Raw genomic sequence first — 21,578 nt, forward strand, 5'->3', positions numbered from 1 at the left:
GAGGTCGGCGGCATCATCGGCCGGGGCGCCGCGCGGTTCTTACGCAAGGCGCGCCGGCGCGGCGGTGATTCCTTACCGCGCGGTTCGCGCCGCGGCGGGCTCGGCGGCGCGACGCCGAAGCGGGCGAACAATCCGCGTGAGATTCAGAACAAGTGGGGCATCCGGCGCAAGGACCAGAAGAAGTTCCAGGACTACGCCAACCGCAGGAACCTGCGGATCGACGTCCGCCCGGTGAATCCCGAGTCGCTGAAACACCTCAGGCACGGCAACGCGATCCCCAAGCCGAAGTACATCAAGTCGAAGACCATTAACAAGCACGACGTGATGCTCAAGCCCGACCTCAAGGGGAAGGAGGGGCAGGTCGGATATTTCAAGCCCGACCCTCCTCCGAAGACGAAGCCCGAGGGAATGTCCGACAAGGACTGGAACGACCTCAACGACCGCTACAAGCAGCGGCACGAGGAGTACTACGACCAGCGCCGGGCCATGGACCAGTACGGCCGGGAAGGCAAGCTGGAGGTCGGCGAGGACGGCGTCGTCCGGGGCCGTGACGGGTCGGACGGGCCGCTCAAGCCATTCGCCGGGGACAACGACCTTTACGACATCCGCCACCATCCGAGTGGTGAGCGTCTGACGCCCGCGGAATATGCCGAGACCGTCCAGGAGATGTCGGAGAACGACATGGGCGTCAACCACGGCGCGCACAAGTACTGGGTGCCCGAGGACGATGTCGAGCAGGGCATCTACGACAGGATCGAACGCAACCATTCGCCGGCCAACCCGGAGATGGAACCCTTGGTACGGTTCACGCCGAACCAGCCGGTGTCCCTCGCACGCGGAGACGGAGCGCCCTTATGAGCGAACCCCTGGACGCGGAAAGCCTCGCCGTCCGCGCCGAACTGCTCGACCTCGGAAACCGCTGGAAACAGCGCGCCGCGCAGCTCGACGAACTCGACGATGACGACGACTCCGACGACCTCGACCCCTCGCTCTCCGAGGCCCATGAGCGCCGCAACCAACTGACGCGGCGCTACCGGCAATGGCTGCCCGAGATCCCCCTCACCCGTGATCCGCACTCCGGCGACGCCCTCCACTGGCCGCTGGACCCGGTCGACCTCGACGGCTGGTTCTGGAACTACGAGGCGCCGGTCCGCCGCCTTCCTGCCCGGTTCCCTCGGTTGTGGCTCACCCTGACCGGCGCCATGCGGATCGCCCAACCCGTGACCTACACGCCGTTCCTGTGCAAACCCGGCCCTGGCGCGCCGTACGTCGTCCCGCGCATCCTGGAGGCCCCGGACGTGCGCGCCGTCATCTCCGAGGTCCGCGTCGGCCGCCACACCGGCTGGGCCATCGCCTACTTCGGCCCCCGCCCGGGCGTCCGCCTGGAGAACGAATGGGGCACGCAGGAGTACTACGTCTACGACGACGACGGCGAATGGAAGGGCTGGTCGCAGAACACTCCGTGGCCCGCCGACTGGGACTTCGACCTGGAGCCATGGCTCAGCTCGGGCCGCCTTCTCTGGATCGCGCCCGGAGACTCCACACTCACCCTCCGCCAGGGCCCGGCCTCCTGCCCCTACCTGGGCATCGAAGGCCCCCACGAGCTCGCCTACATCGTCGAGGGCACCCTCGAATACCACTGACCGGAGCCCGGTCAGGCGCGGAGGATCGCCCGGACGACGGTGGGGGTGTCGGCCAGGTCGGGGAGGACGACCTCGGCGCCGGACAGGCGGAGGTCAGAGGCCGGGGTGGCGCCGGTCGCGACGGCCACGACATGGGCACCGCCTTCGTGGCCCGCGCGGACGTCATGCGGGGTGTCGCCGATGAGCACGGTGTTCGACGCGGTGAACTCGTCGCCGTATTTCGCGGTCGCGCGTTGTTGCGCAAGTTTCACAAGGGGTGGGCGTTCGATGCCGTCCAGGCCGTAGGCGCCGGCGTCCAGGTCGAAGAAGTCGATGAGCGCGAATGCCGCCAGCTTGCAGACGGCGATCGGCCGCATGTTGCCGGTGAGTGCCGATTGGATCACATCGGTGCGGGCGGCCAGGGCTTTCAGCGCGGCCCGCGCACCGGGCAGGACATGGCCGCGGTCTGCGAATTCGTCCTGGCGGGCGGTGAAAGCCTCCGCGAGGGCGGTGGTGAACGACGACGTCAGGTCGTCCGTGGGTTCGATACCGTTGTGGCGGAAGGTCTCGGTTGTGATGGCGAGGTCGGTGCGCCCGGCCATCGCGGCGATCTTCTCGGGCGGGCGGCCGATGAGCCGGTGGAACACCGTCCCGTAGATCTCGGAGCTGAGACCCCCCGCGTTGATGAGGGTGTGGTCGATGTCCCAGAGAACCAGTGTGCGCACCCACGCATGCTAGGCGGAGGCACCTGACCGCCTAGGGCGGAAGCACCTGACCACAAGTCTTCTCTTGCTGTTCACCTTGGGGTGGAATGGTTGTCAATCGGGTGTGCGCCGTCGCCGACGTCCTTGAGGAGCTGAGCGTGACCGAAAGGCATCTCGAGATCGAGCAGAAGTACGACGCCGCCGCCGGGTTCGTCCTCCCGGTTCTGGACGGGCTACCGGGCGTGGCGTCGGTCACCGAACCCGAGGTCCATGAATTGCACGCCGGTTATTTCGACACGGCCGATCTGCGGCTCGCGGCGCACGGGATCACGCTGCGCCGCCGCCGGGGCGGGCCGGACGCGGGCTGGCACCTGAAGATGCCGGCCGGGCCGGACAGCAAGCAGGAGCTGCGGGCGCCGCTGGGCCGGCCGCTGATCGTCCCGGCACGGCTGGCGGGGCTGGTCGCGGCGTACACGCGCGGGGAGGAGCTGCGCCCGGTCGCGACGCTGGAGACCGCGCGGACCGTCCTGCGGCTGCTCGCCGAGGACGGGACGGAGCTGGCGGAGGTCGCCGACGACCTGGTGACGGGCCGCGCCGGGACGGGCGGGGAGCCCGTGCGATGGCGCGAGATCGAGGTCGAGCTCCGCGACGGGCCCCCGGAGCTGCTGAAGGCGACGGGCAAGCGGCTGCGGAAGGTCGGCGCGCGGAAGGCCAAGTCGTCGTCCAAGCTGGGGCGGCTGCTGGGGGACGCGGTCGTCCCGTCGGAGGCCGCGGCGGCGCGGGCGGGCGCCCGGTCGCGGATCGCGGACGCGACGTGCAACGGGAAGGCCCCGGTGGTGACGACCGGGGAGGTCGTGCTGGCCTATCTGGCCGAGCAGGTCGCGGCGGTCCTGGCGTTCGACCCGAAGGCGCGGCTGGGCGAGGAGGACGCCGTCCACCGGATGCGGGTGGGGGTGCGGCGGCTGCGCAGCGCGCTGCGCAGCTTCCGGCCGGCCCTGGACGCGGAGCGGACGGTCCCGCTGGGCCCGGAGCTGCGGTGGCTGGCGGGCGTCCTCGGCGAGGTGCGCGACCGTGAGGTGCTGCGGATGCGGTTCGCCGGCGCGCCGTCGTTTCTGCTGGACGATCTGCAAACGCAGGAGCGGGCCGCCTACCGGCGCATGAACGCGAGCCTCAAAGAGGCGCGGTATTTCGCGCTGCTCGACGAGCTCGACCGTTTGGTGAGCGATCCGCCGCTGGCCGGGACGGGCGAGAAGAAGGCGCGCAAAGAATTGCCCGTCCTCGTCACGCGCGCCTGGGACCGGATGGCCAAGGACTACGCGTCGATCACCACGGCGGACGATCCGGACCTCGCGCGGCACGAGACGCGCAAGGCCGCCAAGCGGGCCCGGTACGCGGCCGAGCTGGCGGTCCCGGTGCTGGGCGCGGCGGCGAAGCGGGTGGTCAAGGACGCCAAGCGCATCCAGGAGGTCCTCGGGGAATACCAGGACGGCGTGATCGCCATGGAGCATCTCGAAGCGGCCGGGAAGCGCACGAGAATTCCGGCTGAGGCGTTCGCGCTGGGCGTTCTCTACGGAAAGGAAGAATGCCAGGCGGAGGCGGCGCGGGACCGGCTGCCGACCACCTGGTCACAGACGCTGGGCCCGGCTTTCTAGCGCCGGATCCGGCGTTCTAGGGTCGCGTTGCCGGGCGGTGGCGCTCCGCGGGCTGGAGCGTTCTAGGGCTGTGGCGTTCCAGGGCCGCCATCGAACGGGCGGCCAGGTGCGCCACCCAGAACTCCGCCTTGCGCAGGCTCGGATCGTCCGGGACTTTCTCCCCCATCTCCCTGCACAGTCCGGTGACGAGCTCGGAGACGACCTCGCCGTGGGTGCTCACGATGGTGGGGATGCCGTCCGCGGCGAGGGCGAGGAGCCGTTCGACGGCCCGTCCCGGGCTGGTGGCGCCGACCGTGAACGCCGCATCGGTGCTGATGGGCTGGCGGACGAGCCGCGCATACGGCAGGACGCTCTCCACGCAGCGCGCCGTCGCGGAGCTGACGAGCCGGGCCGGGCCGTAGGAGCGCAGGAGGCTGGTGAGACAGGCGGCCTCCGCGCGGCCCGCGGCGTCCAGCGGGCGCAGCTCGTCCGCCTCGCGCCAGTCGAGCTTCTCCCCCGCCGACGCGTGCCGCAGGATCACGAAGGGCGCGGTGTTGCGCGGGCCGCGCAGGAACTCGCGGAGCAGGTCGATGTCGTGACCGTAGCTGAGCCTGGCCTCGGCTTCGGCGGGCGGGAGCCAGACGAGCTCGTCCACCTCGTCGTTCGGCGTGAACGCGCTCTCCGCCACCGGCCTGGCCGCCCAGTAGAAGACCTGCTTGGTCCGATCCCGGACGGGATAGGTGCTGGTCGGCAGCCGGCGCCCGAGGCGCGGGACGATGCCCGTCTCCTCCTCGGTCTCCCGGACGGCCGCGCGCAGCATGTGCTCGCCCTTGTCGATCTTGCCCTTGGGGAACGACCAGTCGTCGTAGCGGGGACGGTGGATCACGGCGACCTCGGGGCCGTCCCGCCACAGCAGCGTGCCCGCGGCACGGACGACTACCGGCAGCGCCACCTCACACCTCCCCTGGCCTGCGGGGCACACGCACAGGCCCCGGCCTGAGGGGCACGCACACGGGTCATTGGGAATCGACCGTCCTCCACCGGCGGGTCTTGACCAGGTGGGTCTGGATGTCCTGGAGGATCTCGCCCGGACGGGCCGCGATCCGCGTCCAGGTGCCGTCGCCGGCGAGGGCCCACGCGTCGGTGGTGTCGTCCATGGCGCGGTCGAGCAGGTCGAGCATGCCGTCGCGCTCGGCCCGGTCGGTGACGGAGACGAGGGCCTCGACGCGGCGGTCCAGATTGCGGTGCATGAGGTCGGCGCTGCCGATCCACACCTCGGGCTCGCCGCCGTTCTCGAACGCGAACACCCGGGAGTGCTCCAGGAACCGGCCGAGGACGCTCCGCACCCTGATCACCTCGGACAGGCCCGGCACGCCGGGACGCAGCGCGCAGATCCCGCGGGCCCAGACGTCCACCGGCACCCCGGCCCGCGACGCCCGGTACAGCGCGTCGATGATCACCTCGTCGACGAGCGAGTTGCACTTGATCCGGATGCGGGCGGGATGCCCGGCCCGGCGGTTGTCGATCTCGTGCTCGATCCGCTGGACGAGCCCGGACCGCAGGCTGTTCGGCGCGACGAGCAGCCGGTGGTAGGAGCCCTGCCGCGAGTAGCCGGTGAGGTGGTTGAACAGGGCGCTGACGTCCTCGCCGACCTCCGGGTCGGCGGTGAGCAGGCCGAAGTCCTCGTACAGCCGGGCGGTCTTCGGGTGGTAGTTGCCGGTGCCGATGTGGCAGTAGCGGCGCAGCTGGCCCTCCGCGTCCTGCCGGACGATCAGCGCCAGCTTGCAGTGCGTCTTCAGCCCGACGAACCCGTACACGACATGGCAGCCGGCCGTCTCCAGCTTCCGCGCCCACGCGATGTTGGCGCGCTCGTCGAACCTCGCCTTCAGCTCGACGACGACCACGACCTGCTTGCCGGCCTCGGCGGCGCTCATCAGCGCGTCCACGATCGGGGAGTCGCCGCTCGTCCGGTACAGCGTCTGCTTGATCGCGAGGACGCGCGGGTCGGCGGCGGCGTCCTCGATCAGCCGCTGGACGGTCGTGGTGAACGAGTCGTAGGGGTGGTGGAGGAGCACGTCCCGCTCACGGATGGCGCTGAAGATGCTCGCATCCGCCGGCAGGGCCTCCTTGGACGGGACGAAAGGGGGGTACTTCAGCTCCGGCCGATCGAGATCGGCGATGGCGGCGAGCCCGCCGAGGTCGAGCGGGCCGACGACGCTGTAGATCTGGCCCTCGTCCACGGCCAGCTCGGACGTCAGCAGTTCGAGCACGCCGCTGGAGATCGACTCCTCGACCTCGAGGCGGACGACCGGGCCGAACCGGCGGCGCAGCAGTTCCCGTTCGAGGGCCTGCAGGAGGCCCTCGCTGATGTCGTCGTCGATCTCCAGGTCCTGGTTGCGGGTGACGCGGAACGCGTGGTGCTCGACGACCTCCATCCCGACGAAGAGCTGGCCGAGATGCGCGGCGATCACGTCCTCCAGCGGGGTGAACCGGTCCGGGGACGCCTCGATGAACCGCGGCAGCAGCGGCGGGACCTTGACCCGGGCGAACATCGTCGCGTCCGTCTCCGGATCGCGGACGATCACCGCGAGGTTGAGCGACAGGCCCGAGATGTACGGGAACGGGTGCGCGGAGTCGACGACGAGCGGGGTGAGGACGGGATAGATCCGGTCGCGGAACATCCGCCGCATCCGCTCCTGCTCGGTCTCGGCCAGCTCGTCCCAGCGCAGGAGGTCGACGCCCTCGTGGCCGAGCGCGGGGCGGATCTCGTCGCGGAAGCAGGCGGCGTGCCGCTCGGTCAGCTCGTGCGCGACCTCGCCGGTGCGTTCGAGCACCTCGCGGGGCTGCCGGCCGCTGGCGGACTGGACGGCGAGCCCGGTCGCCATCCGCCGGGCGAGGCCCGCGACGCGGACCATGAAGAACTCGTCCAGGTTGCTCGCGAAGATCGACAGGAACCGGACGCGTTCGAGCAGCGGCAGCGAGGGATCCTCGGCCAGCTCCAGGACGCGCTGGTTGAACCGGAGCCAGCTCTCCTCCCGATCGAGGAAGCGGTCCTCCGGCAGCGCCTCGGCCTGATGAGGTATTTGTCCTGGATTGACGGTCATACAGTAATTTTCCCTGAGCAAGGTGAACGACAGTCGAACTCGGTTGATTAGCCGAAGTATCGGACACTTCGGTGATCCCCCAGGTTCCCGCTGTTTTAACCCAGGGGCGACCTCCGGCGCTGGAGCGCTTCCGGCCGCACTACCCGTGCTCCTCGGCTGAGGTTGGCTACGGGCCGGTGTGGCCGGTGATCAGGCGGTGGCCGAGGCGGCGGGTCAGGTCGGCCACGAACGCGTCCGCGAGGGGTGGCCAGTTCCAGAAGCGGAGGCCCAGCTCGGCGAACGCGCACGGGACCGGCCAGCCCCAGCCGTTGAAGGCCGTCCGGGTGCCGCAGCGGGCGCAGACCAGCGAGTCGGGCCCGCCCTCCAGCCACCCCTCCACCTCGGGCAGGACGGTCTCGAACGGCAGCCAGGCGTCGCAGTGCGGGCAGGTCACGCGGTCGTCCTCGCGGACGTTGCCGTAGAAGGCGGTGCGGCCGACGTCGACCTCAAGGCCGTTCGGCCACACGTCCGGGAAGCCGTTGAGGTCGCCGGTGACGATCGTCGAGGCGCACGGGCCGGGCGCGTACCCGCCGGGGACGTCGCCGAGCACGCAGTCGGTCCGGTCCGCGACCACGACCCCGGCGCCGACGAGCCGGCCGAGGACGGCGCGGGCAAGGTCGGGCGCGTCTCCGGGATGGGCGTCCACGTCCGCGACCCACCGGCTCCGCTCCCCCACAAGCCCTCACACTACGCCGCACAGCATGTCAAATGGGGCGATGTGACGGCGGGGAGCACCGAACTCTCCACCAAGAGGGCTTCACGGGGAGGGACACCGTTGGTAGACCGAGAATCGTGACCCATCACGAGCCCTTCCCGCCGTCCACGACCGCGGTGTTCTGGCCGCGGTGCTCAGCCGTCCAGGGATGCATGGGACGCGCCGTCGACGGGTCGGGCGGCTGCCCCGCCCATCTGACCCCGGCCGAGTTCCAGCGGTTCGTGGGCTCGCTGCGTCCGGGCGGCGACGTGGACCTGCGGGGCGTGACCGTCCCGCCGTGGCTGCTGGACGCCGTCCTGGACGCCGTGACCGGCCCCGACGGGCGGCCCCACCTGGGCCGTACCCGCTTCGACCGGACGGTCCTGCCGGCGGACGCAGGGCTGCGCGGCTTCTGCGTGGAGGGCGACAGCTCGTTCGACGGCGCCTGCTTCCTCGGCGGCGCGTCCTTCTACGACGCGCGGTTCTTCGGCAACGTGTCGTTCCGCGGGGCGCGCTTCGGGCGCAACGTGTCCTTCCACGCCGCGCGCTTCCACCGGCACGCCTCCTTCGAGGAGGCCGTGTTCGCCGGGGACGCGCTGTTCGGCGAGGCGGGCTGGCACGCGGACGCGTCGTTCCGGCGCGCGGTGTTCATGGGCGCGGCCTGCTTCGACCGCACGAGGTTCGGGCGGGACGCGGCGATGCAGGCGGCCTGCTTCGGCGGAGCCGTCTCGTTCAAGCGCGTCCAGGTCGTCCGGCACGCCCGGTTCGAGCGGACCAGGTTCCGGCGCGGCGCGTGGCTCGGGCCGATGGTCGCGGGCGGCCGGATCGGGCTGGCGGACGCCACCGCGCACGGCGGCCTCCGCGTCCACGCGGCGGCCCGGCACGTCACCGCGCGCGGCGCGACCGTCCACGGGGAGGCCGACTTCCGGCTGCGGCACACCGAACTGGACCTGGAGGACGCCGTCTTCGACGCGACGGTGTCCATCCGCACGCTGACCCACCCGATCCAGGGGCTCGCGGAGCCGCCCTGGCCCGGGTCCGGCACCGTCCGGCTGACCTCGCTGCGGCGGGTCGACTCCCCGCAGGTCCGGCTGACCGACGTCGACCTGAGCGGATGCGGCTTCCTCGGCCTGCGCCACCCGGACGGGCTGCGCATCACCGGCGACTGCACGTTCGCGACGGCGCACCGCAGGCCGTGGCCGCGCCGGGGTCCAGGACGCGCCGTCCTCGCCGAGGACGACAGCGCGTGCGGTGACGACCGCTTGGCGGCGCTGTACCGCGACATGGCCCGCGCCACCGCCGACTCCGGCCGCCGCCGTCTCTCCAGGGACTTCCGGTACAGCGCGCTGGAGAAGCGCCGGCGCAGCGAACCCGCGCCATGGCGGCGCTTTGGCCTGCACTTTCTCTGGATCACCTGCGGTTACGGTCTCCGGGCCGGACGCATCGTCGCCTGGCTCGCCATCATCGTCGCGCTCGTCTGCTCGGGCGCGACGCTCCTGCGCCACGACAATCGCCAGGACGCCGCCCGCATGCTCCACATGAACGGCGACAACACATAACCGCCTCGTGATCTGACGCCCGCGCGTGTCCCGGGGGTCGCGGCGTAAAGGGCCGCGGCCCCGTTTTGTCAGACCCTTGGGTAATCATTCTTGTTATGAGCAGAGACACCCATCCGGGGGTGCAGTGCCCGCACTGCCAATCCCATCTCGCGCTCGTCCCCGTGCCCGGAAACTCCGCCGCCGCACCGGTTCCCGTCCTGCCGCTCACACTCAAGGAGGAATGGCAGCCGCCGCCCGTCGCCGAAGTCCTCGCGGTTTACGCCGGGCGCGCCAAGGACACCGCGACCGCCACCCGCGGTGCCGCCAAGGTCAGGGAAAGCCTCAACCGCGCCCGCGCCGCCGCCGCCCAGCGCAGGGCCGCCCAGAAAACCGCCCGCCGAACCCCCAAAAGCGCCTGATCACATATAGATCACTAAAGCCTCACGAGCCTCACGCGTCGCGCCCGAGGACATGAGGAAGGGACGGCACCGCCCTACTGGCACCGTCCCCTCCCGCTCGCGGCCTCAGCGCGGGGCCGAGTCCGTCCATTCGGCGGTGAGCACGACCTCGGAGCTCATCGTCCGCCCGGTGGGGACGTCCGACCCCGCCACGGCCTTCACCATGACGTTCCCCCTGGCCAGCGCCGTCCCGGACGCCAGATCGATGATCATCTGATCGCGGATCACGCCGCCCGGCGTCGTGTCGTCGACGGCGATCGCGTCTCCCGCACGGCCCTGCGGGTCGGTGACCCGGCCGGCCGACCGCACCCCCGGGAGCCCGGCCAGCATCCGGAACCCGGCCGCCCGCACCTCGGGCGGCACCGGCATCGACATCACCATTCCGCTCGCCACCCGGTAGAGCCATTCGGCGGCGCCCATCGGCCGGTCGGACTCGGTGTCGTGCCCCTCGTACCACCGAATCAGCTCGGCCTTGAGCCGTTTCGGGTCGGACGGCAGCGACCGCAGCTGCCGCATCGTCACGTTCCGTCCGAGCCAGAACACCTTGTCGCCGTCGACCAGCGGCGACACGCTGACCTTGGGCGGCTGCTGCGACGCGGGCGCGAGCTTCGCCCGGTACGGCTTGGTGATCTTGCTGCCGGGGCTGATCGGGATCCGGAGCTCGAACGTGCCCGGCGATCCGGCACGGCGCCAGGCCGCCTCGTCCGCCGCCGTCGCGGGCTTCGCCCCGAGGTACTGCTCGCGCCCGTACACCTTGCCGCCGGGGTCGCCGGGCGTCCAGGTCTCGTGCCTCTCCCTGACGGTGACGCTGTAGCGGCCGTCGCCCTGCCCGACCGTGTGCGTGTGGGACGAGATCGTGACCGTGTGCCAGTAGGCGCGCATCGTGTCGGTCCGTCCGTCGGCCTTCTCCGCGGCGGTGAGCAGGACGGTCTTCGCGTCGAGCAGCTGCCCGGCGCCGTGGCCCGCCCGCGGCGTCCCCGCGCCGTCATCACCGGACGGGACGACGATCACCGCGGCCAGCACCCCGGCCGCCACCGCCGCCGAGAGCCCGATCCCCCACACCGGACGGACGCGCCGCCGCCCCGCCTTCCGCGTTCGCGCCCCGTCCGGCCCGGGCCCGGCGGCCATCGCACGCGCCAGCTCCATCTGCCGGACGCGCGCGTCGACGGGCACGTCAGGGTCCAGTTCGGCAGGCCGGGCCTCCCGTAGGGTCCGCAACACGTCGTCGTTCATGACATCTCCTCGTTGATGGTCGCCACCTGCCGACGCGTCACGGCCTGGCCCGTCCGGAGCTGGCCCGCGCCCGCCTGGCCCGTCTCCGCCGCGGGCCGCCCTCCGGGGGCTTCGGTGCCTTCGGCGGCGCGGGCGAGGCGGCGGCGGGCGCGGTGCAGGCGGACGCGCAGCGCGGCGGGCGAGCAGCCGACGACCCGGGCGGCGTCGCGCGGGGTCAGCCCCTGCCAGGCGACGAGGATCAGGATCTCCCGGTCGCCGTCCGGCAGTGCCGCCATCGCGCGGATGACGGCGAGGCGTTCCGCCACGTCCTCGGCGATGTCGCCGGCGGGGCGCGCCGTCCACCGCCCGAGTTCGGCGGCGAACGACTCGCGCCGCACCTCCGCCCGGTGGCCGTCGCGCAGCACGTTCCGCGCGACGCCGAGCAGCCACGGCAGCGCCGGGTCGGGGACGTCGGCGAGCCGCCGCCACGCGATGGCGAACGTCTCGCTGACCACCTCGTCCGCGGCCTGCCGTCCGGCGCGGCTGACGGCGTAGGCCCACACGCGCTGGCGGCATTCGTCGTAGATCGCGGTGAAGCGCCGTTCCTCATGGTCTTCGTCTGCCACCGCCTGCTTCTCCGTCCGTCGGGGTCGGGTGTTCGCGTCATCAGGTAGTGGCCGGGAGAGGCCCATCGTTACGCATGGGCCCCGGTGCGACGAACAGGAGAAGTACGGTTGAACCGGGAAAGGCTCCGATTCACTGGCAGATCGCCCCTAATATTTGCCCGATGGCAAACGACGATGCCGAGGGAGCTGGAAGATGACCGCGATGCACCGTCGCGGCGCCGAACGGCTTCTCGGCGTGGCCGGGTCTCCCCACCTGCTCCTCGTCGAGGACGACCCGGGCGACGCCTTCCTGTTCGAGGAGCTGCTGACCGACGCGCAGCCCGGCGTGCGGATCACGGTCGCGACGACGCTCGCCGAGGCCCTCGACGCGCTGCGGCCGGAGATCCGGTGCGTCATCGTCGACCTGGCCCTGCCGGACGCGCAGGGCCTGGACGCGCTGCGGCAGGTCCGCGCGCACGCGCCGGCCACCGCCGTCCTGGTGCTGACCGGGCTCGCCGACGCGCACGTCGGCGTGGAGGCCGTCGCCGCGGGCGCGCAGGACTACCTCGTCAAGCAGGACGTGGACGGCGCGCTGCTCACCCGGGCGATCAGCTACGCGATCGAGCGCAAGCGCGCCGACGAGTCGGAGCGGCAGCTCGTCGAGGCGCGGGCGCTGAGCCGGGAGAACGCGCGGCTGGAGCGGGGGCTGCTGCCCGTCCCGATCCTCACCGACACGACGCTGCGCCACCACACCCGCTACCGTCCCGGACGCGACCGCGCCCTGCTCGGCGGCGACTTCCACGACACCGTCGAGACCGCCGACGGCGCCGTGCACGTCGTGATCGGCGACGTCAGCGGGCACGGCGCGGACGAGGCGTCCCTCGGGGTGCGGCTCCGCATGGCGTGGCGGACGCTCGTCCTCGCCGGGCACACCGGCGACCGGCTCCTGGACACGCTCGATGCCGTCCTGCAGCACGAGCGGTGGGGCGAGGAGATCTTCACCACCGTGTGCATGCTGACGATCGCGCCCGACCGGCGCACCGCGCGGCTGCACCGGGCCGGGCATCCGCGCCCGCTGTTCTTCGGGCCGGACGGCGTGCGGGCCGTCCCGGACGAGCCGCGCGGCCCCGCGCTCGGGCTGCTCGGGCTGGTCCCCGGCGTGGAGTGGCCCGCCGTCGACCTCGAACTCGGCGACTCGTGGGGGCTGCTGCTCTACACCGACGGCCTCATCGAGGGCTTGGCGGGCGACGGCGGCGGGCACCTCGACCTGTCCGGCCTGGTGAAGCTGGCGAGGGCCGCGCACGGCGACGGGCTGCGCGGCGACGTGCTCGTGGACGGGCTCATCGCGGAGGCGGAGCGGCTGAACGGTGACGTCCTGTCCGACGATCTGGCCGTGCTGCTGCTGAGCAGGGGGGACGGCTGATGTCCCCCGGCGATCCCGAGCGAGGCGGCCCGCCGCCCGAGCCCCCCGAGCCGGGCCCTCCGGAGCCGGGCCCGCCGGAGTCGGCGGCCCGGCGGGTCTCCGGGCCGCCCATCGTGCTGCCCGCCGCGGGCGTCCCGCCGGGGCGCGGGATGGGCCGGATCCGGCTCGTCCAGATCTACCGGATCGGCTCGATCGTCCTCGCCCTCCTCCTGCTGGCCGCGTTCACGCAGACCGCGTCGGCGCTGTACGAGAACAACAAGGCGCGGGACGTCCTCATCGACCAGGTCGATCCGGCGGCGCTGGAGCAGTTCGAGCTCTCGGCCGCGGTCAACGCGCAGGACGCGGCCATCCGCGAATACGCGCTGGACGGCGGACCCGACCGGCTCACCGAGTACCGCGCGGCGGTCGCGCAGGAGGCGGCGTCCGCGGCACGGATGCGCCGCCTCCTGGACGGCGTTCCCGGCGGCGGGGACGTCGTCCGGTTCCTGGACACGGCGACCGCCGACTCCCGCGCGTGGCGGGCCGCCTTCGCCGACCGGGTCGCGGCCGGGCCGGGCCGCCAGGGCATCCGGCCCGATCAGAGCCGCCTGTCGCGGCGGCTGCTCGGCCAGGCGCGCCGCGACATGACCCCGCTGCAGGGCGGCCTCACCGAGCTGCACGACCGGACCGCCGACAGCCTCCGGTCCCGCGCGAGGACGGTGATGTGGTCGACCGGCGCCGCGCTCGCCCTCGTCGTGGTGGCCGCGCTCGCGCTGACCATGCTGATCCGGCGGACCGTCCTCACGCCCGTGTCCACGCTGACCGGACGCGTCCGCGCGGTGGCGCAGGGCGACTTCGGGCATCCGCTGGACGTCCCCGGCCCGTCCGAGATCAACGAGCTGGCCGTGATCATCGACGCGATGCGGCACCGGATCATCGACGAGTGGCGGGCCACCGTCGAGCAGACCAGGCTGCTGGACGAGCAGGCGGAGGAACTGCGCCGGTCCAACGCCGAGCTGGAGCAGTTCGCCTACGTGGCGAGCCACGACCTGCAGGAGCCGCTGCGCAAGGTCGCGAGTTTCTGCCAGATGCTCGAACACCGCTACGGGGACCGGCTCGACAACCGCGGCCGCCGGTACATCGAGTTCGCCGTCGACGGCGCCAAACGCATGCAGGCCCTCATCAACGACCTGCTGAGCTTCTCCAGGGCCGGACGGCTGGACGACCTGGAGGAGTCCGTCGACCTCAACGACGTCGCCCGGCGCGCCCTGGACAACCTGGCCGCGCTGCGCGAGGAGACCGGCGCCCGCGTGGACATCGGCGACCTGCCGTGCGTCCCCGGCGACCGCACCCAGCTCATCCAGCTCTTCCAGAACCTCCTCGGCAACGCGATCAAGTTCCGCCGCGCGGACGAGCCGCCCCGCATCACCGTCGACGCCCGGCGGGCCGGGGACGAGTGGGAGTTCCGCTGCGCCGACAACGGCATCGGGATCGAGGCCCGCCACGCTGACCGCATCTTCCTGATCTTCCAGCGGCTCCACCCGCGCGACCGGTACAGCGGCACGGGCATCGGCCTGGCCCTCTGCAAGAAGATCGTCGAGTACCACGGCGGCCGGATCTGGCTCGACACCGATGCCCCCGGCCCCACCGGCACCACCTTCCACTGGACGTTGCCGACCCGGAACCGGGCGGCCATCGGCGCCCCGCTCACGGACACGACAACGATGAGGGACACCCCATGATCGAAGGCCCGCACCCCATAGAGGTCCTGCTCGTCGAGGACGACCCCGGCGACGTCCTGCTGACCGTCGAGGCGTTCGAGCACAACAAGGTCAACAACACGCTGCACATCGTCAACGACGGCGAGCAGGCGATGGCGTTCCTGCGGCAGGAGGGCGAGTACGCGAACGTCCCGCGTCCCGACCTGGTGCTGCTCGATCTGAACCTGCCGCGCAAGGACGGCCTGGAGGTGCTCGGCGAGATCAAGGCGGACCCCGGCCTGCGGCCCATCCCCGTCGTCGTGCTCACCACGTCCGAGGCGGAGGAGGACATCCTGCGCAGCTACCACCTGCACGCCAACGCCTACGTCACCAAGCCCGTCGACTTCGACCAGTTCATCTCCGTCGTCCGCCGGATCGACGACTTCTTCGTGACGGTGGTCAAACTCCCCCGCTGATCGATTCGTCGGTCCGGCCCGTCCAGTCGAGGCAGACGATCACCGCGTCGTCGACCGGTTCGGCGTCCTCGTGGAAGTCGAGGAAGTGCCGGATCATGGTGCGGACGGCCTCGGGCGGCTCCTGCATCCGGGTCGCGCGCAGCGCCAGGGCCAGCGCCGACCGCGTGAACGGCACGCCGGACGGCGACAGCGCGGCGTGCACCCCGTCGCTGACCAGGACCAGCCGGTCCCCTGGCTCGACCGTGAACTCCTCCACCGCGTACAGGGTGTCGCCGAACATCCCGAGCGGCATCTGCGCGTCGAACCCGATCTCCTCGGCGGCGCCGCCCCGCACCCGGAAGATGATCGGCGAGCCCGCGTCGACCGCCCGGACCCGTCCGGTCGCGAGGTCGAACTCCAGCAGCAGCGTGGACACGTGCCGCTCGCCGCGGTGCCGCGCGAACAGCGTCTGGTCGGCGAGCGCGGCCTGCTCGGCGAGGTCGCCGCCGGACCGCCGCGCGTTCCGCAGCGCGCTGATCGCGAGGTGGGTGAGCACGGCGGCGTCCGTTCCCGAACCCATTCCGTTGCTGACCGTCAGCGTGAGCCTTTCCTCGGACGCCGCCCAGTCGAAATTGTCGCCCCACACCGCGTAGGCGGGTTCGAGCTGCCCCGCGAAATGGAATTCGGCGGCGTCGCAGGACGGCGCCGGCAGCAGTTCCCATTGGATTTCGGCCGCGAGCGTCAGCCGGGTCCGCCGCCGGACGCGACGGAACAGGTCCGTGCTCGGATCCGCCAGCTTCAGGGCGCGGGCGAGGACGACCGCGAAGTCCTCCAGCCAGCCGGGCCCGCCGTCCGGGAGCCCGACGGTCAGCACGCCGAGACGCTCGCCCTGCACGGACAGCGGCAGATGGACGAGCCGCCCGCCGTCCCCCCGCGCCGGCTCCTGAACGATCCGCTGCGACGCGAACGCCCGCCCGGGGAAGGTGTTGTCGACCGGCACGTCCGGACGTCCCGGCACGGTCGGGACGAGGAACGCCTGCGGGTAGTCGACGAGGAACACGCCCGCGTCGCCTCCGTTCGCGTACCGTCCGACCAGCCTGTTCGCGACCTCGGCCAGCCGGTGCGGGGGCGCTGCCCAGACGGCCTGCTCGATGGCGCGGAACTCGTCCTCCACAGGTCTCTCACGTGTGCTCATATCGGCACTGGCTCCTTTCTGGTGGGGGGTGGACGCCGCTGGTGGGCGGCGGGCCCGCCGGCGCGGGATGCCGTCGGGCGACGTGGTGTGTAACAGTGGGAGCCATGGTCGGTACGTCGGGAGAGGGAGCCGCGGAGTCCGCGGCGGTGCTCGATGATGCCGCGTTCACCCTGATGGACGTGTGGTCCCGCGCCCATAATGCGTCGGATGTACCGGTTCCTTCGACGCAGCTCCGCGCGCTGTTCGTGCTGGAGCGCGGGGCGGTCAACGTCAGCAACCTGGCGGGCGAGCTGGGCGCGCTGGTGTCGTCGGCGAGCCGGTTGTGCGACCGGCTGGAGGCGTCCGGGCTGCTGACCCGCGACCACGGCCGGGACCGCCGCGAGGTCACGGTGCGGCTGAGCGCGGACGGCCAGGCGCTGCTCGACCGGCTGCGGCGGCACCGCCGCGAGGAGCTGACCCGCGTGCTGGCCTCGATGCCCGCGCCCGCGCGGGCCGCGCTGCTGTGGGGGCTCACCGAGTTCCACGAGGCGGCCTCCAAGCCGGACTCCGAGGGCGGCTCCTTCTCCATGCCCGCCTGAGCCGTCCCTACATGCCCGCCTGAACCGTCCTTAAATATCCGCTTTTCTTCGGACCTTCCCGCCGTGCGCAGTGCTTCCAGTAATTCGGAGAATAGCGCCATTTTTATAGGCGGAGCCTGGCTCGGTTTTGGCCATTTCCGCTGCGCGCCGTCCAAGCCGCAGTAGCATCCGGCCTCATGGCGATTCAAAAAGGCACGCGGCATTCCCGCCGCGCCGTTCCGGCCGTCGCCGTCGTGCTGTTGCTCGGCGGCTGCGGGGGCTCGCCCCAGGGCGCCGCGTCCACCGGCTCCGCCGGTCCCGCCGGTTCCGCCGGACGGACGGGCACGGCGGCCGGGTCCAAGGTCCCCGAGGCCACCACGTTCACCACCGTCTCCGGCGCCCCCAAGGACGCCGCGCCTCGCAGCGTCACCGGCGGCCTGGTCGTGCGTCCGGACGGCCCGGTCACGGTGTTCGACCGTCCCGGCGGACGCGCCGTCGCCACGCTGCCCGCCGAGCAGCTCGGCGGCCCCACCTGGGTGCCCGTGGTGGAGAGCTCCGGCAACTGGCGGCGCGTGCTGCTGCCGTCCAGGCCCAACGGGTCGAGCGGCTGGATCTCCGGCGACGGGCTGAGCACCGCGCGCACGCCCTACACCGTCCGGGTCGACCTCGCGAAGCGCCGGCTCACACTGCTCAAGTCCGCGCGCAGGGCCGGGCAGTGGCCGGTCGCGATCGGCGGCGCCAAGACCCCGACGCCGCAGGGCCGGACGTTCATCATGGCGACGCTCGCCCCGGCCAAGAAGACGCCGAGCCCCCTCGTCCTGCCGCTCGGCACCCACTCGGCGACCCTCGACACCTTCGGCGGCGGTCCCGGCACCGTCGCCCTGCACGGCTGGCCCGACACCTCCGTGTTCGGCAAGGCCGTCACGCACGGCTGCGTCCGGGTGCCGAAGGACGCGCTCCGGACGCTGTCGCGCGTCCCGCTCGGCTCGCTGGTGCTCATCACCGCCTGAACCGGGCCATCAAGCCCCGCTACAGCCGGCCGACCGGGCGACAACACGGCGGCCGGATTCCGTCCCAGATCTCAAGAATCGGAGAACGATCATGCGTTACCGCCATGCCTCCAAACGGATCACCATCACCGGCCTGCTGGTCACCGGCCTGGTCGCCACCGCCGCTCCGGCCCTGGCGACGGCCTCGGCTCCGGCGGCCGCCCCGCGGCCCGCGGGGTCCGCGTACGGGCTGACGGTCGACGGGCCGCTCGCCGTCCCGCCGATGCCGTCGGTCTCGTCCGCCTCCGGGACGGTCAGCAAGAGCCTGGCGCGCGAGAACCGCACCAAGCTGGTCGACGCGTCCGCCCTGGACGTCAGCGCCTCCTCGGCCCGCGCCCGCTCGACCGTCGCGCGCCTCGCCGTCCCGCGGGCGAAGCTGCTGGCCAGCGCCGTGTCCGCGGAGTGCGACGGCGGGCGGGGCTCCGCCCACCTGACCCGCGCCGCCCTCGCGGGCAAGGGCCTGGACGCCTCGCCGCCGCCGAACACCACCATCCCGGTCGACGTGGACGGGGTCGGCCGCGCCTCGCTGATCCTCAACAAGCAGCAGCGCATGGCGGACGGCCGGCTCGCCGTCACCGCGATGGAGCTCCGGCTGCCGCTTCCCGGGAAGGCGTCGACGGTGCGGGTCGCGTCCGCGATGTGCGGCCAGGGCGCGGTTCCGGCCGAGGCGCCCGCCCCGAAGCCGGTGAAGCGCGACCTCCCCGTCGCCGGCTGACGAACGGCGCGCTGACGGACGTCACACGTGACGGACGTCGCATTGATGGGCGCACGACGCGGCGGCCCGGCGGATCGATTCCGTCGGGCCGTCGCCGTCAGCTCGCCAGCGACTTCTCGAAATGCACGATCGCGCCGCCGCGGTGCACGCGATCGGCGATGCGCAGTTCCTCGGTGAACGCCCGCATCAGCTGAAGGCCCCGCCCGTGCTCGGCCAGCAACGACGCCTGCGCGTCATCCCAGTTGACGGTCTCCGGACCGGGCCGGACGGCTCCGGACCGGACGGCTCCCGGCTCATCGTCCGCCGCGCCCCCGTCGATGACCTCGACGACGCATCGCGTCCCGTCCATCCGGGCCCGGACCTCGTACTCCATGCCGTTCGCGGCGTGCTGGATGACGTTCGCGCACGCCTCGCCGAGGGCGAGCGAGATATCGGCACGGATCTCGGAGGCGACTCCGAGCCCGCGGAGCGAGGCGTCGAGCGTGTGCCGCACCAGCGGAGCGCTCTCGGCGTTCCTCGGCAGGGTCATTTCGAGAACGACCTCCATGCCAATCGCCTCCGTTCCTCTAGCAGCCAGATTTCCCGTTGCTCTCCAAGGGAAACTCCAGACGCCGGAAAACCATCCCGACCAGCGACCATGCCGCCATTCGACGAGAATTTCCTGTGACGTGGGCCACTCGATCCCCGGTGGCGCACCGGCTCACCGGGACCCGCCCCTGACCGCGACGCCCCTGTCTCCCTCCCCGACCGAAGAACCAGAGACGGCCTTTGTGCATCTATTCCTCCGACATGGTGTTCGCCAGAGGAGGACCGATGCTCCGTTCAGTTCCCATTGTGGCCGGCCTTACGCTCGGTGCTGCGCTGCTGGTCACCGGCTGCCAGAGCAATTCGTACTCCTGCAGGAATGGCCAGTGCCATGTGACGGTGTCCGGCGCGGGTCAGACCATGGAGGTCAACAACGTGAACGTCACGGTCTCCGCGATCACCGCCGAGGGGATGACGGTGTCGGCCGGGGGCTCGGCGCCGACGACGATCGCGGTGGGCGAGAGCGCCCAGGTCGGCGGGGTGACGATCGAGGTCACCTCCGTCGAGGGCGAGAAGGTCAAGTTCGACCTGAGCTGACCGGTCGGGCAAGGGCGCGCGAATCAGCGGCACGCGAATCCCGCGTGTGAGCGGTTTGTGAGCGGCGCGGGGCAGCCTCGGGGGCATGAGCTACGCGTTTCAGGCCGATGGCCTGGCCAAACGATTCGGGAAGACGACCGCGCTGGCCGGTGTGGAGCTGGCGGCGCGTCCGGGCACGGTCCTCGGCGTCCTCGGGCCGAACGGCGCGGGGAAGACGACCGCCGTGAGGATTCTCGCGACGCTGCTGCGCCCCGACGCGGGCCGGGCGGAGGTCTGCGGGCTGGACGTCGTCCGCGACGCGGCCCGCGTGCGCGAGCTGATCGGCCTCACCGGCCAGTACGCCTCGGTGGACGAGGACCTCACCGCGCGGGAGAACCTCGTCCTCATCGGGCGGCTCCTCGACCTGCGCAGGGCGGAGGCGCAGGCCCGCGCCGCCGACCTGCTGGCACGGTTCGAGCTGACCGACGACGCCGGACGCCGCGTGTCGACGTACTCGGGCGGGATGCGGCGCCGCCTCGACCTCGCCGCCAGCATGATCGGACGTCCCGCCGTGATCTACCTGGACGAGCCGACCACCGGCCTCGACCCCGGCAGGCGGGAGGAGGCGTGGCGGCTGATCCGGTCGATGACGGACGGCGGCGGCACCGTCCTGCTGACCACCCAGTACCTGGAGGAGGCCGACGCGCTCGCGGACGCGATCACCGTCATCGACCGCGGGACCGTGATCGCGTCCGGCACGCCCGCCGAGCTGAAGCGGATCGCGGGCGGCCAGACGATCATCGTCCGGCCCCGCGACCCGGGACGGCTGATCGAGGCCGCGGCGATCCTGAACGCGGTGTCGGGACGGGACGCCGAGTCCCCCCGCCGGGACGTGATCTCCGTGCCGGTCACCGGCGACGACGGTGAGCGGGCGTTCGCCGAGGCCGTCCGCCGCCTGGACGCCGCCGGTATCGGCGTCACCGAGCTGTCGCTGCGCCTGCCCAGCCTGGACGAGGTGTTCTTCACCCTGACCGGCCACCGCACCGGGGACGCGGAGGCGGCGGCATGACGGCCGGGGAACACCGACAGCCGCTCGGCGAACCGGCGTTCGGCGTCGTCCAGGAGGTCCCAGCTCCACGCGACGACCGCGCGCAGCGTCCGGTGCCTGGTCAGGGCCGTCCTGCTGCCGCCGGACAGGACGCGGAACCGGTCGTCCAGGCGGGCGGCGAGATGGTCCAGCGACATCGAGCGCATCCGCGCCGCGGCCAGCTCGATCGCCAGCGGCAGCCCGTCCAGGCGGCGGCAGATCTCACCGGCCACGCCCGCATCGTCCCCGCTCAACGCGAACCCGGGCCGGACGGCCGCCGCCCGCTCGGCGAACAGCTCCACCGCCGACGACCCCAGTGCGTCCCCGCCCGGTTCGGGGACGTCGAGCGGCGGCACCGGGCACAGCGCCTCACCGTCGACGCCGAGACGTTCCCGGCTCGTCGCGAGGACGCGCAGGCTGGGGCACGTGCCGAGGAGATCGTCGGCGAGCCGGGCGGCGGCCTCGACGACGTGCTCGCAGTTGTCCAGGACGATCAGCGTCTCGTCCGCGGACAGTGCCTCGACCAGATGGCTCGTCCCGTCCCGCAGCCCGAGCACGTCCGCCACCGCGCGGGGGACCTCGGCCGGGTCGCTCACCGCCGCCAGCTCCACCAGCCACACCCCGCCCGGGAACCGCCCGGACAGCTCCGCGCCGACGGTCGTCGCCAGCCGCGTCTTCCCCGAACCTCCCGGCCCGACCAGCGTGACGAG

At 72.2% G+C, this 21,578-nt stretch carries 21 protein-coding genes; 13 read left to right on the top strand and 8 right to left on the bottom strand.

The genetic code is table 11. The annotated features are described in order from the left end of the window. On the top strand, window positions 1–858 hold an 858-nt coding region (locus ETD83_RS42580; RefSeq protein ID WP_171064284.1), incomplete at its 5' end, for a hypothetical protein. Next, window positions 855–1,643, top strand: a complete 789-nt coding sequence (locus ETD83_RS17580; RefSeq protein WP_138646208.1) for a hypothetical protein — start codon at window positions 855–857, stop codon at window positions 1,641–1,643. The genes ETD83_RS42580 and ETD83_RS17580, both read left to right, overlap by 4 nt. 11 nt (window positions 1,644–1,654) lie before the next feature. Here the strand turns inward: ETD83_RS17580 and ETD83_RS17585 are convergent, their stop codons facing one another. After that, window positions 1,655–2,347, bottom strand: a complete 693-nt coding sequence (locus ETD83_RS17585) for an HAD family hydrolase (RefSeq protein ID WP_138646209.1) — start codon at window positions 2,345–2,347, stop codon at window positions 1,655–1,657. Between the two features lie 137 nt (window positions 2,348–2,484). On the opposite strand from ETD83_RS17585, the gene ETD83_RS17590 reads away from it, so the two are divergent. Beyond that, window positions 2,485–3,978 carry a CYTH and CHAD domain-containing protein gene (locus ETD83_RS17590; RefSeq protein ID WP_205717733.1) on the top strand — a complete coding sequence of 498 codons (1,494 nt, stop codon included), beginning with the start codon at window positions 2,485–2,487 and terminating at the stop codon, window positions 3,976–3,978. Window positions 3,979–3,994: 16 nt separating this feature from the next. Here the strand turns inward: ETD83_RS17590 and ETD83_RS17595 are convergent, their stop codons facing one another. From ETD83_RS17595 to ETD83_RS17605, 3 genes are all read right to left on the bottom strand, one after another. Beyond that, a complete protein-coding gene (locus ETD83_RS17595) occupies window positions 3,995–4,909 on the bottom strand; it encodes an NUDIX hydrolase (protein ID WP_230420984.1) in 915 nt (304 codons plus the stop codon). Window positions 4,910–4,973: 64 nt separating this feature from the next. Further along, window positions 4,974–7,061 carry an RNA degradosome polyphosphate kinase gene (locus tag ETD83_RS17600; RefSeq protein ID WP_138646211.1) on the bottom strand — a complete coding sequence of 696 codons (2,088 nt, stop codon included), beginning with the start codon at window positions 7,059–7,061 and terminating at the stop codon, window positions 4,974–4,976. 166 nt (window positions 7,062–7,227) lie between these two features. After that, window positions 7,228–7,776, bottom strand: coding sequence for a hypothetical protein (locus ETD83_RS17605; protein ID WP_138646212.1), 549 nt, complete (start codon window positions 7,774–7,776; stop codon window positions 7,228–7,230). A 116-nt stretch (window positions 7,777–7,892) separates the two neighbouring features. Between ETD83_RS17605 and ETD83_RS17610 the strand changes: the two genes are divergently transcribed. Both ETD83_RS17610 and ETD83_RS17615 read left to right on the top strand, forming a co-directional pair. After that, a complete protein-coding gene (locus ETD83_RS17610) occupies window positions 7,893–9,353 on the top strand; it encodes a pentapeptide repeat-containing protein (protein ID WP_171064286.1) in 1,461 nt (486 codons plus the stop codon). Between the two features lie 95 nt (window positions 9,354–9,448). Beyond that, on the top strand, window positions 9,449–9,751 hold the full coding sequence (locus ETD83_RS17615) for a hypothetical protein (RefSeq protein ID WP_138646214.1): 303 nt from the start codon (window positions 9,449–9,451) through the stop codon (window positions 9,749–9,751). 105 nt (window positions 9,752–9,856) lie between these two features. Here ETD83_RS17615 and ETD83_RS17620 read toward each other — a convergent pair whose 3' ends face one another. After that, window positions 9,857–11,023 carry a CU044_5270 family protein gene (locus tag ETD83_RS17620; protein ID WP_138646215.1) on the bottom strand — a complete coding sequence of 389 codons (1,167 nt, stop codon included), beginning with the start codon at window positions 11,021–11,023 and terminating at the stop codon, window positions 9,857–9,859. Continuing rightward, on the bottom strand, window positions 11,020–11,628 hold the full coding sequence (locus ETD83_RS17625) for an RNA polymerase sigma factor (RefSeq protein ID WP_230420985.1): 609 nt from the start codon (window positions 11,626–11,628) through the stop codon (window positions 11,020–11,022). The genes ETD83_RS17620 and ETD83_RS17625 overlap by 4 nt, the downstream gene beginning before the upstream one ends. Window positions 11,629–11,821: 193 nt before the next feature. Between ETD83_RS17625 and ETD83_RS17630 the strand changes: the two genes are divergently transcribed. From ETD83_RS17630 to ETD83_RS17640, 3 genes are read left to right on the top strand one after another with little or no spacing between them, the layout of a single operon-like run. After that, on the top strand, window positions 11,822–13,030 hold the full coding sequence (locus tag ETD83_RS17630; protein WP_230420986.1) for a PP2C family protein-serine/threonine phosphatase: 1,209 nt from the start codon (window positions 11,822–11,824) through the stop codon (window positions 13,028–13,030). Continuing rightward, complete coding sequence (locus tag ETD83_RS17635; protein ID WP_138646217.1) at window positions 13,030–14,751, top strand: sensor histidine kinase; 1,722 nt, start codon at window positions 13,030–13,032, stop codon at window positions 14,749–14,751. Before ETD83_RS17630 ends, ETD83_RS17635 begins: the two co-directional genes overlap by 1 nt. Continuing rightward, complete coding sequence (locus ETD83_RS17640; RefSeq protein WP_138646218.1) at window positions 14,748–15,185, top strand: response regulator; 438 nt, start codon at window positions 14,748–14,750, stop codon at window positions 15,183–15,185. The genes ETD83_RS17635 and ETD83_RS17640 overlap by 4 nt, the downstream gene beginning before the upstream one ends. On the opposite strand, the gene ETD83_RS17645 is transcribed toward ETD83_RS17640, so the two are convergent. Next, window positions 15,169–16,359 carry a PP2C family protein-serine/threonine phosphatase gene (locus tag ETD83_RS17645; protein ID WP_138646219.1) on the bottom strand — a complete coding sequence of 397 codons (1,191 nt, stop codon included), beginning with the start codon at window positions 16,357–16,359 and terminating at the stop codon, window positions 15,169–15,171. The two genes, ETD83_RS17640 and ETD83_RS17645, sit on opposite strands and share 17 nt — an antisense overlap. 104 nt (window positions 16,360–16,463) lie before the next feature. Between ETD83_RS17645 and ETD83_RS17650 the strand changes: the two genes are divergently transcribed. The 3 genes from ETD83_RS17650 to ETD83_RS17660 all read left to right on the top strand — a co-directional run bounded on the left by ETD83_RS17650 (window position 16,464) and on the right by ETD83_RS17660 (window position 18,680). Further along, entirely contained in the window at window positions 16,464–16,937 is a 474-nt protein-coding gene (locus tag ETD83_RS17650; protein WP_138646220.1) for a MarR family winged helix-turn-helix transcriptional regulator, read from the top strand. A 176-nt stretch (window positions 16,938–17,113) separates the two neighbouring features. After that, window positions 17,114–17,926, top strand: coding sequence for a L,D-transpeptidase (locus ETD83_RS17655; RefSeq protein ID WP_138646221.1), 813 nt, complete (start codon window positions 17,114–17,116; stop codon window positions 17,924–17,926). Window positions 17,927–18,017: 91 nt separating this feature from the next. After that, the gene (locus ETD83_RS17660) at window positions 18,018–18,680 is read left to right on the top strand and encodes a choice-of-anchor P family protein (protein ID WP_138646222.1); all 663 of its coding nucleotides are present in this window, start codon (window positions 18,018–18,020) and stop codon (window positions 18,678–18,680) included. Window positions 18,681–18,777: 97 nt separating this feature from the next. Here ETD83_RS17660 and ETD83_RS17665 read toward each other — a convergent pair whose 3' ends face one another. Next, complete coding sequence (locus ETD83_RS17665; protein WP_138646223.1) at window positions 18,778–19,227, bottom strand: ATP-binding protein; 450 nt, start codon at window positions 19,225–19,227, stop codon at window positions 18,778–18,780. Between the two features lie 266 nt (window positions 19,228–19,493). On the opposite strand from ETD83_RS17665, the gene ETD83_RS17670 reads away from it, so the two are divergent. Together ETD83_RS17670 and ETD83_RS17675 are read left to right on the top strand one after the other, a co-directional pair. Beyond that, window positions 19,494–19,802 (top strand): hypothetical protein, encoded by a 309-nt coding sequence (locus ETD83_RS17670; protein ID WP_171064288.1) that lies wholly within the window; start codon window positions 19,494–19,496, stop codon window positions 19,800–19,802. 85 nt (window positions 19,803–19,887) lie between these two features. After that, window positions 19,888–20,850 carry an ATP-binding cassette domain-containing protein gene (locus ETD83_RS17675; protein WP_138646225.1) on the top strand — a complete coding sequence of 321 codons (963 nt, stop codon included), beginning with the start codon at window positions 19,888–19,890 and terminating at the stop codon, window positions 20,848–20,850. Window positions 20,851–21,578 lie beyond the last annotated feature (728 nt).

It is taken from the genome of Actinomadura soli, assembly GCF_005889715.1.
GTDB lineage: Bacteria > Actinomycetota > Actinomycetes > Streptosporangiales > Streptosporangiaceae > Spirillospora > Spirillospora soli.